The sequence below is a fragment of the Rahnella rivi genome (assembly GCF_019049655.1).
GTDB classification, from domain to species: Bacteria; Pseudomonadota; Gammaproteobacteria; order Enterobacterales; family Enterobacteriaceae; genus Rahnella; species Rahnella rivi.
This window is the reverse complement of the sequence record NZ_JAFMOX010000054.1, coordinates 30006-49720: the sequence shown is the minus strand read 5'-3', so window position 1 is coordinate 49720 and position 19715 is coordinate 30006. Positions and strand designations below refer to the sequence as shown.

Here is a 19715-nt window from a genome sequence, read left to right as displayed (position 1 = left end):
AATAAGTGAGTTGTTAAGAAACTGTTTGATAGCCAAGAGTATTGGCGCGGGAGGGGCTGAGGAGTCAGGAGGTAAGAGTCGTGAAGATGGACGATTTGGTCATGCTGGGTAAAGTGTGACACAGATAACAAAGCGCCCCGGCCAGTGAAACCGGACCGGGGCGCGCGTGATTTTTTTGAAACCGGTGGTGTTTAAACGATTCGCTGTTTAAACCCCTCCGTCATGTCAGACAACCTTTCAGGGTCAGACTTTAACGGACTTACCGCTCTGCTGATTCTTGAACCAGTAACCGAGGCCGAGGATCACCAGCCACACAGGGATCAACCAGACGGAAATCGCCATGCCCGGCGTGATCGCCATGATCACCAGAATCCCGGCCATGAACAGCAGGCAGATGTAGTTACCCAGCGGATAAAGCAGCGCTTTGAACTTGGTTTCCACACCTTCACGGCGCATTGCCTGACGGAATTTAATGTGTGCAAGGCTGATCATGGCCCAGTTGATAACCAGTGCAGAAACCACCAGTGCCATCAGCAGACCAAATGCTTCGCCCGGCATCAGGTAGTTAATCAGTACGCAAAGTGCCGTAGTGGCCGCAGATACCATGATAGAAGCGACAGGTACGCCACGTTTATCGACGTTCAGCAGTGCTTTCGGTGCATTACCTTGCTGAGCCAGGCCGAACAGCATACGGCTGTTGCAATATACGCAGCTGTTGTAGACCGACAGCGCGGCGGTGAGGATGACCACGTTGAGGGCATTTGCCACCAGTGCATCGCCCAGATCATGGAAGATAAGGACGAACGGGCTGGTGTCGGGCCCGACGCGGGTCCACGGCATCAGGGAAAGCAGAACGGCCAGTGAGCCCACATAGAAAATCAGAATGCGGTAGATAACCTGATTGGTAGCTTTTGGAATGCTGACTTCAGGATTATCGGCTTCAGCAGCCGTGATACCGACCAGCTCCAGACCACCAAACGAGAACATGATGATCGCCATCATCATCACCAGCCCGGTCATGCCGTGCGGCAGGAATCCTCCTTGTTCCCAGAGGTTACGCACCGTGGCCTGCGGCCCTGCGGTATCGCTGAACAACAACCAGCCACCGAACAGGATCATCGCGACCACTGCGACCACTTTGATTATGGCAAACCAGAACTCCATCTCACCAAACACTTTCACGTTGGTCAGGTTGATGGCGTTGATCAGCACGAAGAAGACAGCCGCAGAAGCCCATGTCGGGATTTCCGGCCACCAGAATTGAATATATTTACCGACGGCGGTCAGTTCTGCCATCGCCACCAGCACGTACAGAACCCAGTAGTTCCAGCCTGAAGCGAAACCGGCAAAACCACCCCAGTATTTGTAGGCAAAATGGCTGAAAGAACCGGCGACCGGCTCTGCCACGACCATTTCACCCAACTGACGCATAATCAGAAAAGCGATAAAACCCGCGATAGCGTAGCCGAGAATAATCCCCGGTCCCGCCGACTGGATAACGGAGGCGCTGCCCAGAAACAGGCCCGTTCCGACTGCCCCACCTAACGCAATCAACTGAATGTGACGGTTTTTAAGGCCGCGCTTCAGCTCATCGCCATGTTGTTGATCAACCATTTACCTGTCCTCTGTCATTGGGGCAAAACCCATAGCATTCTGCGTGTTAGAAAGAATGTAAGGCGATAATTACACTTTTTGTATTTAATTATTTACGGCTGGATTGTGCCTAAAAAGCAGCATCATCTACCGTTCGGGCAAGAATAGTGTTATGCGAAAAAGTTTGCACCTGATTTATGCATCATCTGCATAACAAATAACCAAATTAACGCTAAATTTGCTCAGGATCGTAAAAATGTGATCTTAAAGGCAGAAAAAAAGAGAAATGATAAAAAGTTGTTAAATTGTGCGAGGTCGACGCATTTACTGGGTAGCCATATGGACACAAGGTGAATACTTTGTTACTTTACGGCCACGTTTTTTAAATTGGTATTACCAATTGACTCCGGCAACTTACAGAGTCGCTACTCGCAGAGAACCGCACATATATGGCTTACAGCAAAATTCGACAGCCTAAGTTATCCGATGTGATCGAGCAGCAACTTGAGTTCCTGATCCTCGAAGGCACTTTAAGACCCGGGGAAAAGCTTCCGCCAGAACGTGAACTGGCCAAACAGTTTGATGTTTCACGACCTTCTCTGCGAGAGGCAATCCAAAGCCTTGAAGGGAAGGGACTGCTCCTGCGCCGTCAGGGTGGTGGCACTTTCGTGCAAAGTAACCTGTGGCAAAGCGTGAGCGATCCGCTGGCCGAGTTACTGGCTGACCATCCTGAATCACAATTCGATCTCCTTGAAACACGCCATGCCCTTGAAGGGATTGCTGCCTATTATGCGGCGCTCAGAGGCACTGAGGATGATTTGGCGCGCATTCGCGATTGTCACGTGGGTATTCAGACCGCCCAGGACAGCGGGGATCTGGACGCAGAAGCTGATGCGGTTATGCAGTATCAGGTTGCTGTAACAGAAGCCGCGCATAATGTTGTTCTGCTGCATCTGGTTCGCTGTATGGGGCCGATGCTTGAGAAGAACGTTCGACAGAACTTTGAATTGCTGTACTCACGCCGGGAAATGCTGGCAACGGTAAGCAACCACCGCGCCAGTATTTTCGAGGCGATTGTTGCACGTGAACCAGAAATGGCACGCGCCGCATCTCACCGTCACCTGGCGTTCATTGAAGAAGTTTTGCTGGATCTCAGCAGGGAACACACCCGGCGGGATCGGTCATTACGACGGCTCCAGCAACGAAAAGATGAAAGTTAACCTTCGGGATTAATTTTTAGAGCCTTCCTTTGAGGGCTCACGGCAACTACATGACGGGCCTGTCTTCGTGCGTTTTGTTGAGAGCGAAGACTGTCACTAAGAGCGCAGGAAGACAGGCTCCAGATAAACCAACGTATTAGATACAGATAAGGAAAAGCACCATGTCAGAACGTGTAAATAATGACGTGGATCCGATCGAAACTCGCGACTGGCTACAAGCGATCGAATCGGTCATCCGTGAAGAGGGTGTTGAGCGTGCGCAGTTCCTGATTGATCAGGTTCTGAGTGAAGCACGTAAAGGCGGCGTGAGCGTCGCAGCTGGCGCGGCCAGCCGTAATTATGTCAACACCATCGCTGTTGAAGACGAACCTGAGTATCCGGGTAACCTGGAGCTGGAACGCAACATTCGTACCGCAATCCGCTGGAACGCGATCATGACCGTTCTGCGTGCGTCGAAGAAAGATCTGGATCTGGGCGGCCACATGTCATCCTTCCAGTCTTCTGCTGCTATTTATGAAGTGTGCTTCAACCACTTCTTCCGTGCTCGCAACGAGAATGACGGCGGCGATCTGGTGTACTTCCAGGGCCACATCTCTCCGGGCGTGTACGCGCGTGCTTTCCTTGAAGGCCGCCTGACCGAAGACCAGATGAACAATTTCCGTCAGGAAGTTCACGGTAAAGGTCTGTCATCTTACCCGCACCCTAAACTGATGCCTGAATTCTGGCAGTTCCCGACCGTTTCTATGGGTCTGGGTCCAATCGGTGCTATCTACCAGGCTAAATTCCTGAAATATCTTGATCACCGCGGTCTGAAAGACACCACGGCGCAGCGTGTTTACGCGTTCCTGGGCGACGGCGAAATGGATGAGCCAGAATCCAAAGGTGCGATCACTATCGCCACCCGTGAGAAACTGGACAACCTGTGCTTCATCATCAACTGTAACTTACAGCGTCTTGATGGCCCGGTAACCGGTAACGGCAAAATCATTAACGAACTGGAAGGCATCTTTGCAGGCGCCGGCTGGAACGTGATCAAAGTGATTTGGGGCAACCGTTGGGACGAACTGCTGCGTAAAGACACCAGCGGCAAACTGATCCAGCTGATGAACGAAACCGTGGACGGCGACTACCAGACCTTCAAGTCCCGCGACGGTAAATACGTTCGTGAACACTTCTTCGGCCGTTATCCGGAAACCGCTGCGCTGGTCAAAGACATGACCGACGACGAAATCTGGGCGCTGAACCGTGGTGGTCATGATCCGAAGAAAGTCTTCGCTGCACTGAACAAAGCTCAAAACACCAAAGGTCAGCCGACCGTTATCCTTGCGCATACCATCAAAGGTTATGGCATGGGCGAAGCGGCCGAAGGCAAGAACATTGCTCACCAGGTGAAGAAAATGAACATGGATGGCGTGCGCTATATCCGTGATCGTTTCAGCGTGCCAGTGACCGATGAAAATCTGGAAAAACTGCCGTACATCACTCTGGAAAAAGACTCTGCAGAATACAAATACCTGCATGAACGTCGTGCTGCGCTGAAAGGCTACCTGCCGACTCGTCTGCCAAACTTCACTCAGAAGCTGGAAATGCCGAAACTGGAAGACTTCTCACAACTGCTGGAAGAGCAGAAGAAAGAGATCTCTACCACTATCGCCTTCGTCCGTGCCCTAAACGTGATGCTGAAAAACGACTCCATTAAAGACCGTCTGGTACCGATCATCGCCGATGAAGCGCGTACTTTCGGTATGGAAGGTCTGTTCCGTCAGATTGGTATTTACAGCCCGAACGGTCAGCAATATACCCCGCAGGACCGTGAGCAGGTTGCTTACTATAAAGAAGACGAGAAAGGTCAGATCCTGCAGGAAGGGATCAACGAACTGGGCGCCGCATCTTCATGGCTGGCCGCAGCGACTTCCTACAGCACCAACGATCTGCCAATGATCCCGTTCTACATCTACTACTCCATGTTCGGTTTCCAGCGTATCGGCGACCTGTGCTGGGCAGCGGGTGACCAACAGGCTCGCGGCTTCCTGGTCGGCGGCACTTCCGGTCGTACCACCCTGAACGGTGAAGGCCTGCAGCACGAAGATGGTCACAGCCACATTCAGTCTCTGACTATCCCGAACTGTATTTCTTACGATCCGGCGTATGCCTACGAAGTGGCAGTCATCATGCATGACGGTCTGGTTCGTATGTACGGCGAAGCGCAGGAAAATATCTATTACTACATCACGACGCTGAACGAAAACTACCACATGCCAGCCATGCCGGAAGGCGCGGAAGAAGGCATCCGTAAAGGTATCTACAAGTTAGAAACCCTGGAAGGTAGCAAAGGTAAAGTACAGCTGATGAGCTCCGGTTCTATCCTGCGTCACGTACGTGAAGCGGCTCAGATCCTGTCCAAAGACTACGGCGTCGCTTCAGACGTTTACAGCGTGACCTCGTTCACTGAACTGGCCCGTGACGGTCAGGACTGCGAGCGCTGGAACATGCTGCATCCGACTGAAACTCCACGCGTACCTTACGTGGCTCAGGTGATGAACGATGCGCCGGTTGTTGCTTCAACCGACTACATGAAGCTGTTCGCAGAGCAGATCCGTAACTTCGTTCCTGCCAGCGATTTCCGCGTACTGGGCACCGACGGCTTCGGTCGTTCTGACAGCCGCGAAAACCTGCGTCACCACTTCGAAATTGATGCTTCCTACGTTGTGGTTGCTGCGCTGGGCGAACTGGCCAAACGTGGCGAGATCGATGTGAAAGTAGTGGCTGAAGCCATTACCAAGTTCGGCATCGATGCTGACAAAGTTAACCCGCGTCTGGCATAAGAGGTAAAGACAGATGGCTATTGAAATTAACGTACCGGATATCGGTGCAGATGCAGTGGAAGTCACCGAAATCATGGTGAAGGTGGGCGATACCGTTTCCGTTGAACAATCGCTGATCACCGTTGAAGGCGACAAAGCTTCTATGGAAGTGCCTTCTCCACAAGCTGGCGTGGTCAAAGAAATTAAAGTTGCGGTCGGCGATACCGTCGAAACCGGCAAACTGATTATGGTCTTTGAAGCCGCTGACGGTGCTGCTGATGCCGCACCGGCGAAACAGGAAGCCAAAGCAGAAGCGAATGTTCAAGAGAACGCTACTGCTACCGCTGCGCCTGCTTCCAGCGAAAGCAAAGAAGTGAACGTGCCTGATATCGGTGGCGACGAAGTTGAAGTCACTGAAATTATGGTCAAAGTGGGCGACAAAGTGGAAGCGGAACAATCGCTTATCACCGTGGAAGGCGATAAAGCCTCTATGGAAGTCCCTGCACCGTTCGCCGGTACTGTAAAAGAAATCAAAATCGCTGCGGGCGACAAAGTCAGCACCGGTTCTCTGATCATGGTCTTCGAAATCGCCGGTTCCGGTTCTGCCGCACCAGCGAAAGAAGAAGCTAAATCAGACGCGGCACCTGCCGCTGCCGCACAAACCGGCAGCAAAGAAGTGAACGTACCTGATATCGGCGGCGACGAAGTAGAAGTCACTGAAATCATGGTTAAAGTGGGTGATAAAGTCAGTGCTGAACAGTCACTGATCACCGTTGAAGGCGACAAAGCCTCAATGGAAGTCCCTGCGCCGTTCGCCGGTACCGTGAAAGAAATTAAAATCGCTGCGGGCGACAAAGTCAGCACCGGCTCTCTGATCATGGTCTTCGAAGTTGAAGGCGCTGCGCCTGCTCCGGCGGCGAAGAAAGAAGAAGCGGCTGCTGCTCCTGCGAAACAGGAACAGAAAGCGGCTGCCCCTGCGGCTAAAGCAGAGAGCAAAGGCGAATTCGCTGAGAACGATGCTTACGTTCACGCCACGCCGGTTATCCGTCGTCTGGCCCGTGAATTCGGCGTGAATCTGGCGAAAGTCAAAGGGACGGGCCGTAAGGGTCGTATCCTGCGTGAAGACGTGCAGACTTACGTGAAAGACGCAGTCAAACGTGCTGAAGCCGCGCCGGCAGCAGCAACGGGTGGCGGTCTGCCAGGCATGCTGCCTTGGCCGAAAGTGGACTTCAGCAAGTTCGGTGAGATTGAAGAAGTCGAACTGGGCCGTATCCAGAAAATCTCTGGTGCGAACCTGAGCCGTAACTGGGTGATGATCCCGCACGTTACGCACTTCGACAAAACCGATATCACTGAGCTGGAAGCGTTCCGTAAACAGCAAAATGATGAAGCGGCTAAACGTAAACTGGACGTGAAATTCACCCCAGTGGTCTTCATCATGAAAGCCGTTGCTGCTGCGCTTGAGCAGATGCCACGCTTCAACAGTTCACTGTCTGAAGATGGTCAGAAACTGACGCTGAAAAAATACATCAACATCGGTGTGGCGGTTGATACGCCAAACGGTCTGGTTGTTCCGGTCTTCAAAGACGTGAACAAGAAAGGCATCGCCGAGTTGTCCCGTGAGCTGATGGCTATCTCCAAGAAAGCCCGTGACGGTAAGCTGACTGCTGGCGAAATGCAGGGCGGTTGCTTCACCATCTCCAGCCTCGGTGGTATCGGGACGACCCACTTCGCGCCAATCGTCAATGCGCCGGAAGTGGCTATCCTCGGTGTGTCCAAGTCTGCTATCGAGCCAGTCTGGAACGGTAAAGAGTTCACTCCGCGCCTGATGATGCCAATGTCGCTCTCCTTCGACCACCGTGTGATTGACGGTGCCGATGGTGCGCGCTTCATTACCATCATCAACAACGTGTTGTCTGACATTCGCCGTCTGGTGATGTAAGCGAAAAAGCCGGCCAAACGGCCGGCTTTTTTCTGATAATCTCTTCATGCTGTTTGAGATTTTTCGGGGCTAAGCACAAATCGTATGCCGTTTGTTGTTTCAAATTTGTTAACAATTTTGTAAACTGCGGGCGGATAGAACGACCCGGTGGATGATGGGCGTTGCGACATAAAAATGACGTCAGACCCGCCGGACATAAATTAAGAGGTCATGATGAGTACTGAAATTAAAACTCAGGTCGTGGTACTTGGGGCGGGCCCTGCGGGCTATTCTGCTGCTTTCCGTTGCGCTGATTTAGGTCTTGAAACTGTTCTGGTTGAGCGTTACTCCACTCTCGGGGGCGTGTGCCTGAACGTAGGTTGTATCCCTTCTAAAGCTCTGCTGCATGTCGCGAAAGTGATCTCTGAAGCAAAAGCACTGGCCGAGCACGGCATCGTTTTCGGTGAGCCGAAAACTGACATCGACAAAGTGCGTGTCTGGAAAGAAAAAGTCATCAACCAGCTGACCGGTGGTCTGGCAGGGATGGCGAAAGGCCGTAAAGTCAAAGTCGTCAACGGCTTGGGCAAATTTACTGGCGCGAATACTCTGGTTGTTGAAGGCGAAAATGGTCCAACGACCATCACTTTCGACAATGCCATTATTGCGGCGGGTTCCCGTCCAATCAAACTGCCATTCATTCCACATGATGATCCACGCGTCTGGGATTCCACTGATGCACTGGAACTGAAAACCGTCCCTGAGCGTCTGCTCGTGATGGGCGGCGGTATCATCGGTCTGGAAATGGGCACCGTTTACCACGCGCTGGGTTCTCAGATTGACGTGGTAGAAATGTTCGATCAGGTGATCCCTGCGGCTGACAAAGACGTGGTGAAAGTCTTCACCAAGAAAATCAGCAAGCAATTCAACCTGATGCTGGAAACCAAAGTGACCGCGGTAGAAGCTAAAGAAGACGGCATCTATGTCACGATGGAAGGCAAAAAAGCCCCTGCTGAACCACAGCGTTACGACGCCGTGCTGGTGGCTATCGGCCGTGTTCCTAACGGTAAACTGCTGGAAGCAGGCGCTGCAGGCATTGAAGTTGACGACCGTGGTTTCATCCACGTCGACAAACAAATGCGCACCAACGTGCCACACATCTTTGCTATCGGCGACATCGTCGGTCAGCCAATGCTGGCGCATAAAGGTGTTCACGAAGGCCATGTGGCTGCCGAAGTGATTTCCGGCAAGAAACACTACTTCGATCCGAAAGTCATTCCATCCATTGCCTACACTGAGCCAGAAGTTGCCTGGGTTGGCCTGACTGAGAAAGAAGCGAAAGAAAAAGGCATCAGCTACGAAACTGCCACCTTCCCGTGGGCAGCTTCAGGCCGTGCTATCGCTTCCGATTGCGCAGATGGCATGACCAAACTGATCTTCGACAAAGAGACTCATCGTGTTATTGGTGGTGCGATTGTCGGTACCAACGGCGGCGAGCTGCTGGGCGAGATCGGTCTGGCGATAGAAATGGGTTGTGATGCGGAAGATATCGCGCTGACCATCCATGCTCACCCGACTCTGCACGAGTCCGTGGGTCTGGCAGCAGAAATCTACGAAGGCAGCATCACCGACCTTCCAAACCCGAAAGCCAAAAAGAAATAATATACCGTCATCCTTCAAGCTGCCTCTGCGTTGGCTACCGCCTTGATGCAACTTGAATGATTCAGGTATATCGGTTTTAGGGTTTGAAAAAGCGGCGCTGAAAAGTGCCGCTTTTTTTATATGCATTTTTATACAAATCGACCGTCCTTTTGGGCGGTTTTTTTGTGCCTTTTTTCTGCGTTCTCTGTCATTTATTCCCTTGTACCCACAGGGTTGATGTGATGATCTAGAGGGCGAATTGCGATGAACAGCCGATCCGTCTGTGCTCAACGATTCAGCAAAGATTTAATGTTGCTTTTATGTGAACGAATTAACAAGCGGGCAAAATCCTGCTATGCTGCCCCGGCGCAAAAGGGCACTGTGCTTAGGTTCAGGACGTGACGTTTCAGCGTTAAGAAACACGCTTACCCGCAGTGTCCCCGATTCATCAGACCGCTTGAATTCCCCTGTCCCTACAGGCATGACGCGATGCTGATGATGGAAGCCAGGCATAATAAATGACAATGAGAGCGAGGAGAAAGTCGTGCTAGAAGAATACCGTAAGCACGTAGCCGAGCGTGCTGCAGAGGGCATCGTCCCTAAGCCACTTGATGCTTCACAGATGGCAGCGTTGGTTGAGTCCCTGAAGAATCCGCCGCAAGGCGAAGAAGACACTCTGTTAGACCTGCTGATTAATCGTGTTCCACCGGGCGTCGACGAAGCCGCCTATGTTAAAGCCGGATTCCTGGCTGCCGTCGCCAAAGGCGAAACCACCTCTCCGTTGGTCACCCCTGAAAAAGCTATCGAACTGCTGGGCACCATGCAGGGTGGCTACAATATTCATCCGCTGATCGACGCACTGGATAGCGAGACGCTGGCTCCTATCGCGGCTAAAGCGCTGTCCCACACGCTGCTGATGTTTGATAACTTCTACGACGTGGAAGAAAAAGCGCACGCGGGCAATGAACACGCGAAAAAAATCCTGAAGTCGTGGGCCGATGCCGAATGGTATCTGTCACGCCCGCAACTGGCTGAAAAAATCACCGTCACTGTTTTTAAAGTGACCGGCGAAACTAACACCGATGATTTGTCACCGGCTCCGGATGCCTGGTCCCGTCCAGATATTCCTTTGCACGCGCTGGCAATGCTGAAAAACGAACGTGAAGGCATTCATCCGGATCAACCGGGCAGTGTCGGTCCGATCAAACAGATCGACGAACTGAACAAAAAAGGTTTCCCGCTGGCCTATGTGGGTGACGTGGTCGGTACCGGTTCTTCGCGTAAATCTGCCACCAACTCCGTGCTGTGGTTCATGGGCGATGACATTCCTCATGTGCCGAACAAACGCGGCGGCGGTGTGGTTCTCGGCGGTAAAATTGCGCCAATCTTCTTCAATACCATGGAAGATGCCGGTGCTTTACCGATCGAAGTGGACGTCTCCGATCTGAATATGGGTGATGTGATCGACATCTATCCGTACAAAGGCGAAGTGCGTAACCACGAAACCAACGACGTGATCGCCACTTTCGAATTGAAAACCGACGTGCTGCTCGATGAAGTGCGTGCCGGTGGCCGTATTCCACTGATCATCGGCCGTGGTTTAACCACCAAAGCCCGTGAATCACTGAAGCTGCCACAGAGCGAAGTGTTCCGCATTGCGAAGCCGGTTGCTGCAAGCAACAAAGGTTACTCGCTGGCACAGAAAATGGTGGGCCGCGCCTGTGGCGTTGCCGGTATTCGTCCGAACGAATATTGCGAACCGAAAATGACGTCTGTCGGTTCTCAGGACACCACCGGTCCGATGACCCGTGATGAGCTGAAAGACCTGGCGTGTCTGGGCTTCTCCGCTGACCTGGTGATGCAGTCATTCTGTCATACTGCGGCGTACCCTAAGCCGGTTGACGTGACCACGCACCACACGCTGCCTGATTTCATCATGAACCGAGGCGGTGTTTCACTGCGCCCTGGCGATGGCATCATTCACTCATGGCTGAACCGTATGCTGCTGCCGGACACGGTCGGCACCGGCGGTGATTCCCACACCCGTTTCCCGATCGGGATTTCCTTCCCGGCGGGTTCCGGTCTGGTGGCGTTTGCTGCGGCGACTGGCGTGATGCCTCTTGATATGCCGGAATCCGTTCTGGTGCGTTTCAAAGGCAAAATGCAACCGGGCATCACCCTGCGCGATCTGGTTCATGCGATCCCTTACTACGCGATCAAAGAAGGCCATCTGACCGTTGAGAAGAAAGGTAAGAAAAACCTCTTCTCTGGCCGCATTCTGGAAATCGAAGGCTTGCCGGAACTGAAAGTTGAACAGGCATTTGAACTGGCGGATGCGTCCGCAGAACGTTCAGCGGCCGGTTGTACGATCAAACTGGATCAGGCGCCGATCAAAGAATACCTCAGCTCCAACATCGTGCTGCTGAAGTGGATGATCTCTGAAGGTTACGGCGATCGTCGTACCATTGAGCGCCGCATCAAAGGCATGGAAGAGTGGCTGGCGAACCCGACGCTGCTCGAAGCCGATGCCGATGCGGAATACGCAGCGGTGATCGAAATCGATCTGGCGGACATCAAAGAGCCCATCCTTTGTGCACCGAACGATCCGGATGACGCACGTCTGCTGTCTTCCGTACAGAACAGCAAAATCGATGAAGTGTTTATCGGTTCCTGCATGACTAACATCGGTCACTTCCGTGCGGCGGGTAAACTGCTCGACAGCCATAAAGGCGCGTTGCCAACCCGTCTGTGGGTTGCGCCACCGACCAAAATGGATGCGGCGCAGCTGACCGAAGAGGGCTATTACAGCGTCTTTGGTAAGAGCGGTGCGCGTGTTGAAATTCCTGGCTGTTCACTGTGTATGGGTAACCAGGCGCGTGTGGCCGACGGCTCTACCGTGGTGTCTACCTCTACCCGTAACTTCCCGAACCGTCTGGGTAACGGTGCCAACGTGTATCTGGCATCCGCAGAACTGGCGGCGATTGCTTCCCTGCTTGGCCGTCTGCCAACGCCGGAAGAGTATCTGGGTTACATGGCTGAAGTCGATAAGACCGCGGTGGACACTTACCGTTATCTGAATTTCGACAAGCTGAGTGAATACACCGATAAAGCTGACGGCGTGATCTTCCAGACCGCAGTCTAAATCGTCATTATTCACTGTGGTCATTGAAAGGTGACTTATGCTGATCGTTTAAGGATCGGCTGACCGATCCCACAGCGAGTGTAAAAAAGGTTCATGGCTTCCATGGACCTTTTTTTATGCAGCTATCTCAGGCGCAGGCATGGCCGTATTTAACCAGCGTACCTATCCTTCAAAAAAACAATACCGGTCAACTTAAGTGACCGGTATTCGGCATATTTTTATTATTCAAGTAACTTATATGTATTGAGTAAGTGTTTCATTTGACTGTTTATTTTTAATTGGTTGCGAGTTGTTAACTATTGCTTAAATACTCTTTAAGTAGAGTTGAAGGGTTTTGTGGTTTAAATTTTCGACCCTTGCGGAATATAACTGCCTTTTGCAATTTACTTCGCTTCCTCTAATAACACATGTAAAGTGAAATAGATAATGCGTGTTTCCAGGTTTGTTTGCATATTACAAATAGGTATTCAGTTTTCTTATTCTTCCTTATGTGTTTATGCCTTTTCTTTTAATGCCACCGCTGAAACGAAAGCACCTGTGGTCACTGAGAAAATATCGAATGGAAAATTATCCTCTGACAGTCCCCAGACAGCGCTTTCAGCCTCCACCTCCACGCCAGATAACGATAATAATACCTCGCTGGCAGGGCTGGCAGTTCAATCGGGTGCGCTGCTTTCCGGTGATTCTTCCAGCGATGCACTGAAAGGGATGGTGGCAACCGGTACGACGGGCAAGGCAGCGCAAAGCGTTGAGTCCTGGCTGAACCAGTTCGGTACTGCGCGCGTACAAGTGTCGGTAGATAATGATTTTTCTCTCGAAGATGCAAACTTAGATGTTCTGCTGCCGATATATGACGACAAAACCAACCTGCTATTCACCCAACTTGGCGCGCGCCGCGCGGATGACCGCAATATTATTAATACGGGCATGGGTTATCGCCATTTTCAACAGAATTGGATGTGGGGGGCGAATACCTTCTATGACCGTCAGTTGTCGCAAAATCATCACCAGCGCGTGGGCATAGGAGGGGAATTAGGCTGGGATTATTTAAAGATATCAGCGAATGGTTATATGCGACTCACTGACTGGATGGCATCAGAACGTTATCAGGATTATGACGAGCGCGCGGCCAACGGATTCGATATTCGTACGGAAGGTTATTTACCTTCATGGCCACAACTCGGCGCAAGCGTCGTATTTGAGCAGTATTATGGTGATAACGTCGATTTATTTAATGATGAAGATAACCGTCAGAAAGATCCCTATGCGGTCACTGTCGGTCTGAACTACACGCCTTTTACGCTTATAACAGCGGGGATCAGCCAGAAAATGGGCAAAGGCGATACTCAGGATACGCAGTTTAACCTGAGCTTCAGTTATGCACCGGGCGTCAGCCTCGATAAACAGCTGGATGCATCGCAGGTAGCAGTGAAACGCTCACTGCTTGGCAGCCGCATGGATCTGGTTAACCGCAACAACACCATCGTGCTGGATTATCGCAAGCAAGATCTGATTTCGCTGGGTTTACCGGCCAAAATTGAAGGTGCAGAAAGCGCCACCTTCCCAATTTCTGTCGTCGTTAACAGCAAATACGGGCTGGATCGCATTGACTGGCAGGCGGATGAACTCCTGCAGCACGGCGGTAAAATCGTGCAAGATAAACACTCGGGCCAATACTCGATTACCCTGCCAAATTATCAATATGGCGCGGTCAATAATCATTACATCGTCAGAGGCAAGGCCTTCGATTCCAGAGGCAACGGCTCAAACAGCAGTGAAATGGATGTCTTCGTGGCAGGCTATGATGCTGCGACCTGGCAGTCTTCTACCACGGTCAGCCCTGACACCTTATTCGCTGACGGCATCAGCACCTCAACGGTGACGTTACACATTACCGGTGCAGATCAGTTGCCGGTGACCACGATAGCCCCTCAACTTTCGGCCACCCTGAAGCTCACGCCATCCGGTAGCACTGACGTGACATCCGTTGCGCCAATGAAAAACGCTACTGTCTCCGCCTTCAATGAATCCGCACCGGGCGTTTATACCGCCACCTTTACCAGCGGCAACGTCGCCGGAACTGCCGATATCACGCCGGTAGCCAGCGGCAAGACTGCCCTGCAAACAGCGCGTATCCTGCTGCAAAATGCAGATACCCGGGCAAGGCTGACTACGCTGAGTGCATCAAAAAATCACATCATGGCCAACGGCAATGATGCGGTCACCCTGACGGCTGAAGCATTGACGGCAGATGGCCTGCCATACCAAGGCGTAACGGTGTCATGGACGGCAGATAATGCCGCTCTCGGATTATCAGCGGCGCAAAGCGTGACTGATGAAAAAGGCATGGCGTCCGTCACGGTCACCAGTCTGAGCGTAGCGAACGCGATGGTGACCGCAACGGTGGAAGGCGGCAGTTCGCTGCAAAGTGAGCTGCTCAACTTTGACGCGGATGCCTCCACCGCACAGGTGATGAGCCTGAACCTGGATAAAGTGCAGGCGACGGCAAATAATGCCGATAAAGTCACTTTGGTTGCAAATGTCGTTAACGCCCAAAACCAACCTCTGAAAGGCGCAGCCGTTGACTGGAAAGTGGAGCAGGGCATCGCAACGCTGAGTGCACCGCAAGTGTCGACAGACGAACTGGGCAATGCACAAATTACCCTGGCTTCGACGGTGGCGGGTGACGTGAAAGTCTCCGCCCGCGCCGGAACAACAGATGCCAAAATGACGGGTGTCATTTCGTTTGCTGCTGACAGTGCCAGTATGAATATTACTGACCTGAAACAGGATAAAACGCAGGCAGTGGCCAATGGTACTGACGCAGTCATCTATACCGTGACAGTCACCGATGCGAACGGCAATAAAGTGCCAAATGCACCTGTGAGCTGGAAAAGCGATCAATCCACAGCCCGGCTTTCTGAAAGCACCGTCAGCACTGATGCACAGGGGCAGGCGCAGATACGTGTTTCCACCCTCAAGGCAGGCGACGTGATTATCTCCGCGCAACTGCCGGGCGGTACGGCCAGTGCCGCGCCCGCGGCATCGTTTATTGGCGATGTGAATACGGCGCAGTTTACCCCGATGTCCACCGATAAGGCGCAGGCACTGGCGAATGGCACAGATGTCATCACCCTGAATACGACGTTAACAGATGTCAACGGTAACCCGTTGATGGATGCTGATGTCAACTGGGTAGCGACGCCGACCAGTGGCTCATTATCTTCCAGCAGCACTAAAACGAATGCGCAGGGTGTGAGTTCCATCCGGTTAACGTCCTCAGATGTCGCAGATTACACCGTGAAGGCGTCGTTTAATGCGGCCAGCGTGACGTCGCAGGCTCTGTCGTTTACTGCCGATGTGACAAGCGCGGCGATAGATACGCTGGTGGCAGATAAAACCGCGTCAGTGGTCGCGGGTAAAGACACGGTTAATCTGTCGGCAACCGTGCTGGACGCTAACCGCCACGCAGTACCGGGCGTTACGGTTAACTGGAGCAGTGATAACGGTAACGGCAGCTTCACGCCGGTATCTGCGGTGACTGACAGCAAGGGTGTGGCGACAGCGAAGTTCAGCAGTACAAAAGCGCAGACAACGGTGATCACGGCGACTGCCGGTATCAGCAGCAAAACACAGTCTGTTGACCTGATTGCCGATGTCAGCACCGCGACGTTGGGCAGCGTGACATCTGATAAATCGCAGGCGACGGCGAACGGCACCGAGGCGGTGACCTGGAGCACGAGCGTGAAAGATGCCAATCAGAACATCATTTCCGCAATGGTGGTGAACTGGAAAAGCGACAATGCCAATATTACTTTGGCAGGTAGCACCAGCCAAACCACTGCGGGCGGCGTTGCAACGATCACGGCGACGTCGGTGAAAGTCGCGGATGCCGTAATAACAGCCAGTTTGACTTCGCCGGCAGGAAGCGCCAGCGCGGGTAAAGTGAGTTACGTAGCAGACAGTAGTACCGCGCAGGTCACCACGGTGACAGCAGATAAAACGCAGGCTTTGGCAGACGGGACTGACGCAATTACATTGAGCGCAACAGTGACGGATGCCCACGGTAATGTCCTGTCCAACACGGCGGTAAACTGGAGTAATGCCCCTGCCATCGGCACGCTTTCGGCGGGAAGTACCACCACCAATGCTCAGGGTATTGCGACAGTAACTCTGCACTCTGCTTCAAGCGGCAGCACGGTCGTCACGGGTAATGTTAACGGCGCAGGTGTGGATTCGCCGTCGCTGACCTTTGCGGCGGATGCCAGCACGGCCACTGTTTACAGTCTCGATGCCAGCAAGAGCACGGGCGTGGTGGCAGGTGTGGACACTGTCACTATGACGGCTGTCGTGCATGATAAAAACGGTAACGTCGTACCTGGCGCAACAGTTAACTGGAGTAGCGACAACACCAGCGGCAAATTCACGCCGGTTTCCGCTGTAACCGACAGTAACGGTGTGGCGACGGCGCAGTTTAGCGAAACTCGCGCACAGACCACCGTGATTACGGCAACCGCGGCGGGCGGCAGTAAAACGCAGTCCATTGATGTCGTGGCCAATGCGGGCACCGCGTCACTGACCCGCGTGGTGGCGAGCAAATCGCAGGCACTGGCGAACGGCACTGACGTGATCACCTGGACGGCAACGGTAACCGATGCCAACCAGAACCCGGTGAAGGGGACGACGGTGCAGTGGAGTAGCAGCAACGCTAACATCACGTTGTCAGGCAACAGCAGTCAGACCGGTACCGATGGACTTGCGACGATCACCGCAACGTCCGTGAAGGCAACTGATGCCGTCATGACGGCCACTCTGACTTCACCGGCAGGCAGCCTCAGCGCCAGCAGCGTGAGTTATGTGGCTGATATCAGCACGGCGCAGATGAGTGCAGTGAGCAGCGATAAAACTCAGGCGCTGGCGAATGGCACGGACATCATCACCTTAAGCACCACGTTAACGGATGCTAAAGGAAATCCGCTGGCGAATACTGACATTAACTGGAGCAGTACGCCGGCAGGTGGCACGCTTTCGGCCAGCAGCACGAAGACCAACACGCTGGGCGTGGCGACAGTCACACTGTCATCAGCCGACGTCATCGCCTTCAAGGTCACGGCCTCGGTGGGTGGTGCAACTGAAACCTCTGCCTCATTGTCATTCATTGCCGATACGGTAACCGCGAAACTCGCGACGCTGGTGGCGGACAAAACCGCCTCAGTGGTGGCGGGTAAAGACACTGTGAATCTGAGCGCCACCGTGCAGGATGCCAGTAATCATCCGGTTCAGGGTGTCACCGTCTCCTGGAGCAGTGATAATGCCAGCGGCACATTTACCCCGGTTTCAGGCGTAACGGATGCCGCAGGTGTGGCGACGGCGGCATTTACAGAAACTCATGCGCAGGCCACCGTCGTGACGGCCAGTATTACCGGCAGCAGCCTGACCCAATCGCTTGATGTCATTGCCGATAGCAGTACGGCGACGTTCAGCTCAGTGGTGTCCAATAAATCACAAGCGCTGGCCTCAGGGACGGATACTGTGACCTGGACTGCGACGGTGCAAGACGCTAACCAGAACCCGATTAACGATCTGGCAGTGAACTGGAGCAGTGATAACGCCAACGTCACGCCTGTCAGCGCGACGACCAAAACCAATGCCAGCGGTGTCACAACGGTAACCGCAACGTCACTCAAAACGGCGGATGTCATCATCACGGCGGGGCTGACTACGCCTGCGGTGAGTAAAAGCGCCAGCAAATTCAGCTATATCGCGGATGTCAGCACGGCGCAGATGAGTACAGTGGCAACGGATAAAACGCAGGTACTGGCGAACGGCAGTGATATCGCCACACTGACAACCACGGTCACGGATGCTAACGGTAACCTGTTATCGGGTGCAGATATTAGCTGGAGTGTGAATCCTTCAACGGGAACGTTATCAGCGGCAACGACGAAAACGGACGCGCAAGGTATTGTCACAGTGACGTTGAACTCTCTGATCCTGGGCAATTCGACGGTGACGGCATCGGTTAACAGTAAAACGGCCACATCCCCGACAATCGCGTTTGTTGCGGATAGCACCACGGCGATTGTCACCACACTGACTGGCGATAAAACAGCGGGGGTTATTGCGGGCATCGATACCGTGACATTGCAATCCACGGTCCTTGACGCGACAAATCATCCGGTGCCAAATCTCACCGTGACCTGGAGCAGTGACAATACGGCGGGTATCCTGACACCGGTCCAGGCAGTGACGGATGTCAATGGTGAGGCAAGTGCAACGCTGACTTCAACACTGGCGCAGAATACCGTTGTGACCGCGAGTGCGGGCAGCAGCCAGAAAACTCTGGCAGTGGATATCATTGCCGATGCCAGCACTGCTCAGGTGACTATTGCTGCTGATAAAACGCAGGCACCGGCCAATGGCACAGACGCCATAACCTGGACTGCGACCGTTAAAGATGCCAATAGCAACCCGGTGAATGCGGTCAGTGTTGACTGGAGCGGCAATAATGCGAATGTCACGCTGGCGAACAGCAACACGCAGACCACGGTAGCAGGCACAACGACAGTGACCGGTACGTCGGTCAAAGCGGGCACTGAAATTGTGACGGCGACGCTGACTCAGCAACAACGTACGGCAAGTGCGGCAGAAGTCAGCTTTGTTGCAGACCTCAGTACTGCTGAAATCACAACGCTGACGCTGGACCGGCCGTTGGTTTCCACGAACGGTATTGATGAGACAACATTTACCGCCACGGTAAAAGATGCGCTGGGAAATCTAGTCACCAATGAAACGGTTAACTGGTCAACCACCCGTAATACATTGGCGAAAAGTACCAGTGTGACCAATGCATCAGGTGTCACCAAAATGACGATTTCGGGTACCGATGACGGAGAGGCGACGGTCACCGCAAGTTATGGGCAAAGTTCGAAATCAGCCATCACGAAATTTGCTGGTTCGGTCACCGGTGACTGGGTGATCAGTGGGACTTCCGGCAAATATCAAACACAGAAATTTGTCGAATATGGTTACCTGGGCTTTATCGCAGTGACGCCGACCACCGGGCCAACGTCTCTTGTTTGGGATGGTGCTGTCAATACCAATTCGCCGCTGACAACATCAATGACGGATCAACAAGGAAACGATGTGATCGTTAACTTTGGGGGGATGCGAGGGTCGGACTGTTCGACCCGAACATTCAATACGGCGATGGTATGCCAAGGTGGGGCAAGTGTTCGGGCGATACTGAACTATTCATCAGCGGAAAATCCAGGTCTGGCCCCTGGTGTGTATAAAGGGGTTATCCATTTTGCCGGTCAGCTTTGGGGCGTCAGTAAGCCTTCATTCTCCTTTGACATTAATGTGGTTCTGACCGTGAATTAACATGACAAGAGATT

The 19715-nt window shown here is 52.9% G+C and carries 7 protein-coding genes; 6 read left to right on the top strand and 1 reads right to left on the bottom strand.

Annotated elements, in window-relative coordinates; genetic code table 11:
- Window positions 1-243 precede the first annotated feature (243 nt).
- A complete protein-coding gene (gene aroP / locus J1779_RS08470) occupies window positions 244-1614 on the bottom strand; it encodes an aromatic amino acid transporter AroP (protein ID WP_056777025.1) in 1371 nt (456 codons plus the stop codon).
- A gap of 428 nt (window positions 1615-2042) precedes the next feature.
- Between aroP and pdhR the strand changes: the two genes are divergently transcribed.
- The 6 genes from pdhR (at window position 2043) to J1779_RS08440 (ending at window position 19701) form a co-directional block, all read left to right on the top strand.
- Window positions 2043-2813 carry a pyruvate dehydrogenase complex transcriptional repressor PdhR gene (gene pdhR, locus J1779_RS08465; RefSeq protein WP_056777026.1) on the top strand — a complete coding sequence of 257 codons (771 nt, stop codon included), beginning with the start codon at window positions 2043-2045 and terminating at the stop codon, window positions 2811-2813.
- A 161-nt stretch (window positions 2814-2974) separates the two neighbouring features.
- Window positions 2975-5638, top strand: a complete 2664-nt coding sequence (gene aceE, locus J1779_RS08460; RefSeq protein ID WP_056777029.1) for a pyruvate dehydrogenase (acetyl-transferring), homodimeric type — start codon at window positions 2975-2977, stop codon at window positions 5636-5638.
- 13 nt (window positions 5639-5651) lie between these two features.
- Window positions 5652-7559 carry a pyruvate dehydrogenase complex dihydrolipoyllysine-residue acetyltransferase gene (aceF, locus tag J1779_RS08455; RefSeq protein WP_217203555.1) on the top strand — a complete coding sequence of 636 codons (1908 nt, stop codon included), beginning with the start codon at window positions 5652-5654 and terminating at the stop codon, window positions 7557-7559.
- A 213-nt stretch (window positions 7560-7772) separates the two neighbouring features.
- Window positions 7773-9197 (top strand): dihydrolipoyl dehydrogenase, encoded by a 1425-nt coding sequence (lpdA, locus tag J1779_RS08450; protein ID WP_056777038.1) that lies wholly within the window; start codon window positions 7773-7775, stop codon window positions 9195-9197.
- 523 nt (window positions 9198-9720) lie between these two features.
- Window positions 9721-12318, top strand: a complete 2598-nt coding sequence (gene acnB, locus J1779_RS08445; RefSeq protein WP_217203554.1) for a bifunctional aconitate hydratase 2/2-methylisocitrate dehydratase — start codon at window positions 9721-9723, stop codon at window positions 12316-12318.
- Between the two features lie 537 nt (window positions 12319-12855).
- The gene (locus J1779_RS08440; protein ID WP_217203553.1) at window positions 12856-19701 is read left to right on the top strand and encodes an Ig-like domain-containing protein; all 6846 of its coding nucleotides are present in this window, start codon (window positions 12856-12858) and stop codon (window positions 19699-19701) included.
- The last annotated feature ends 14 nt before the right edge of the window (window positions 19702-19715 follow it).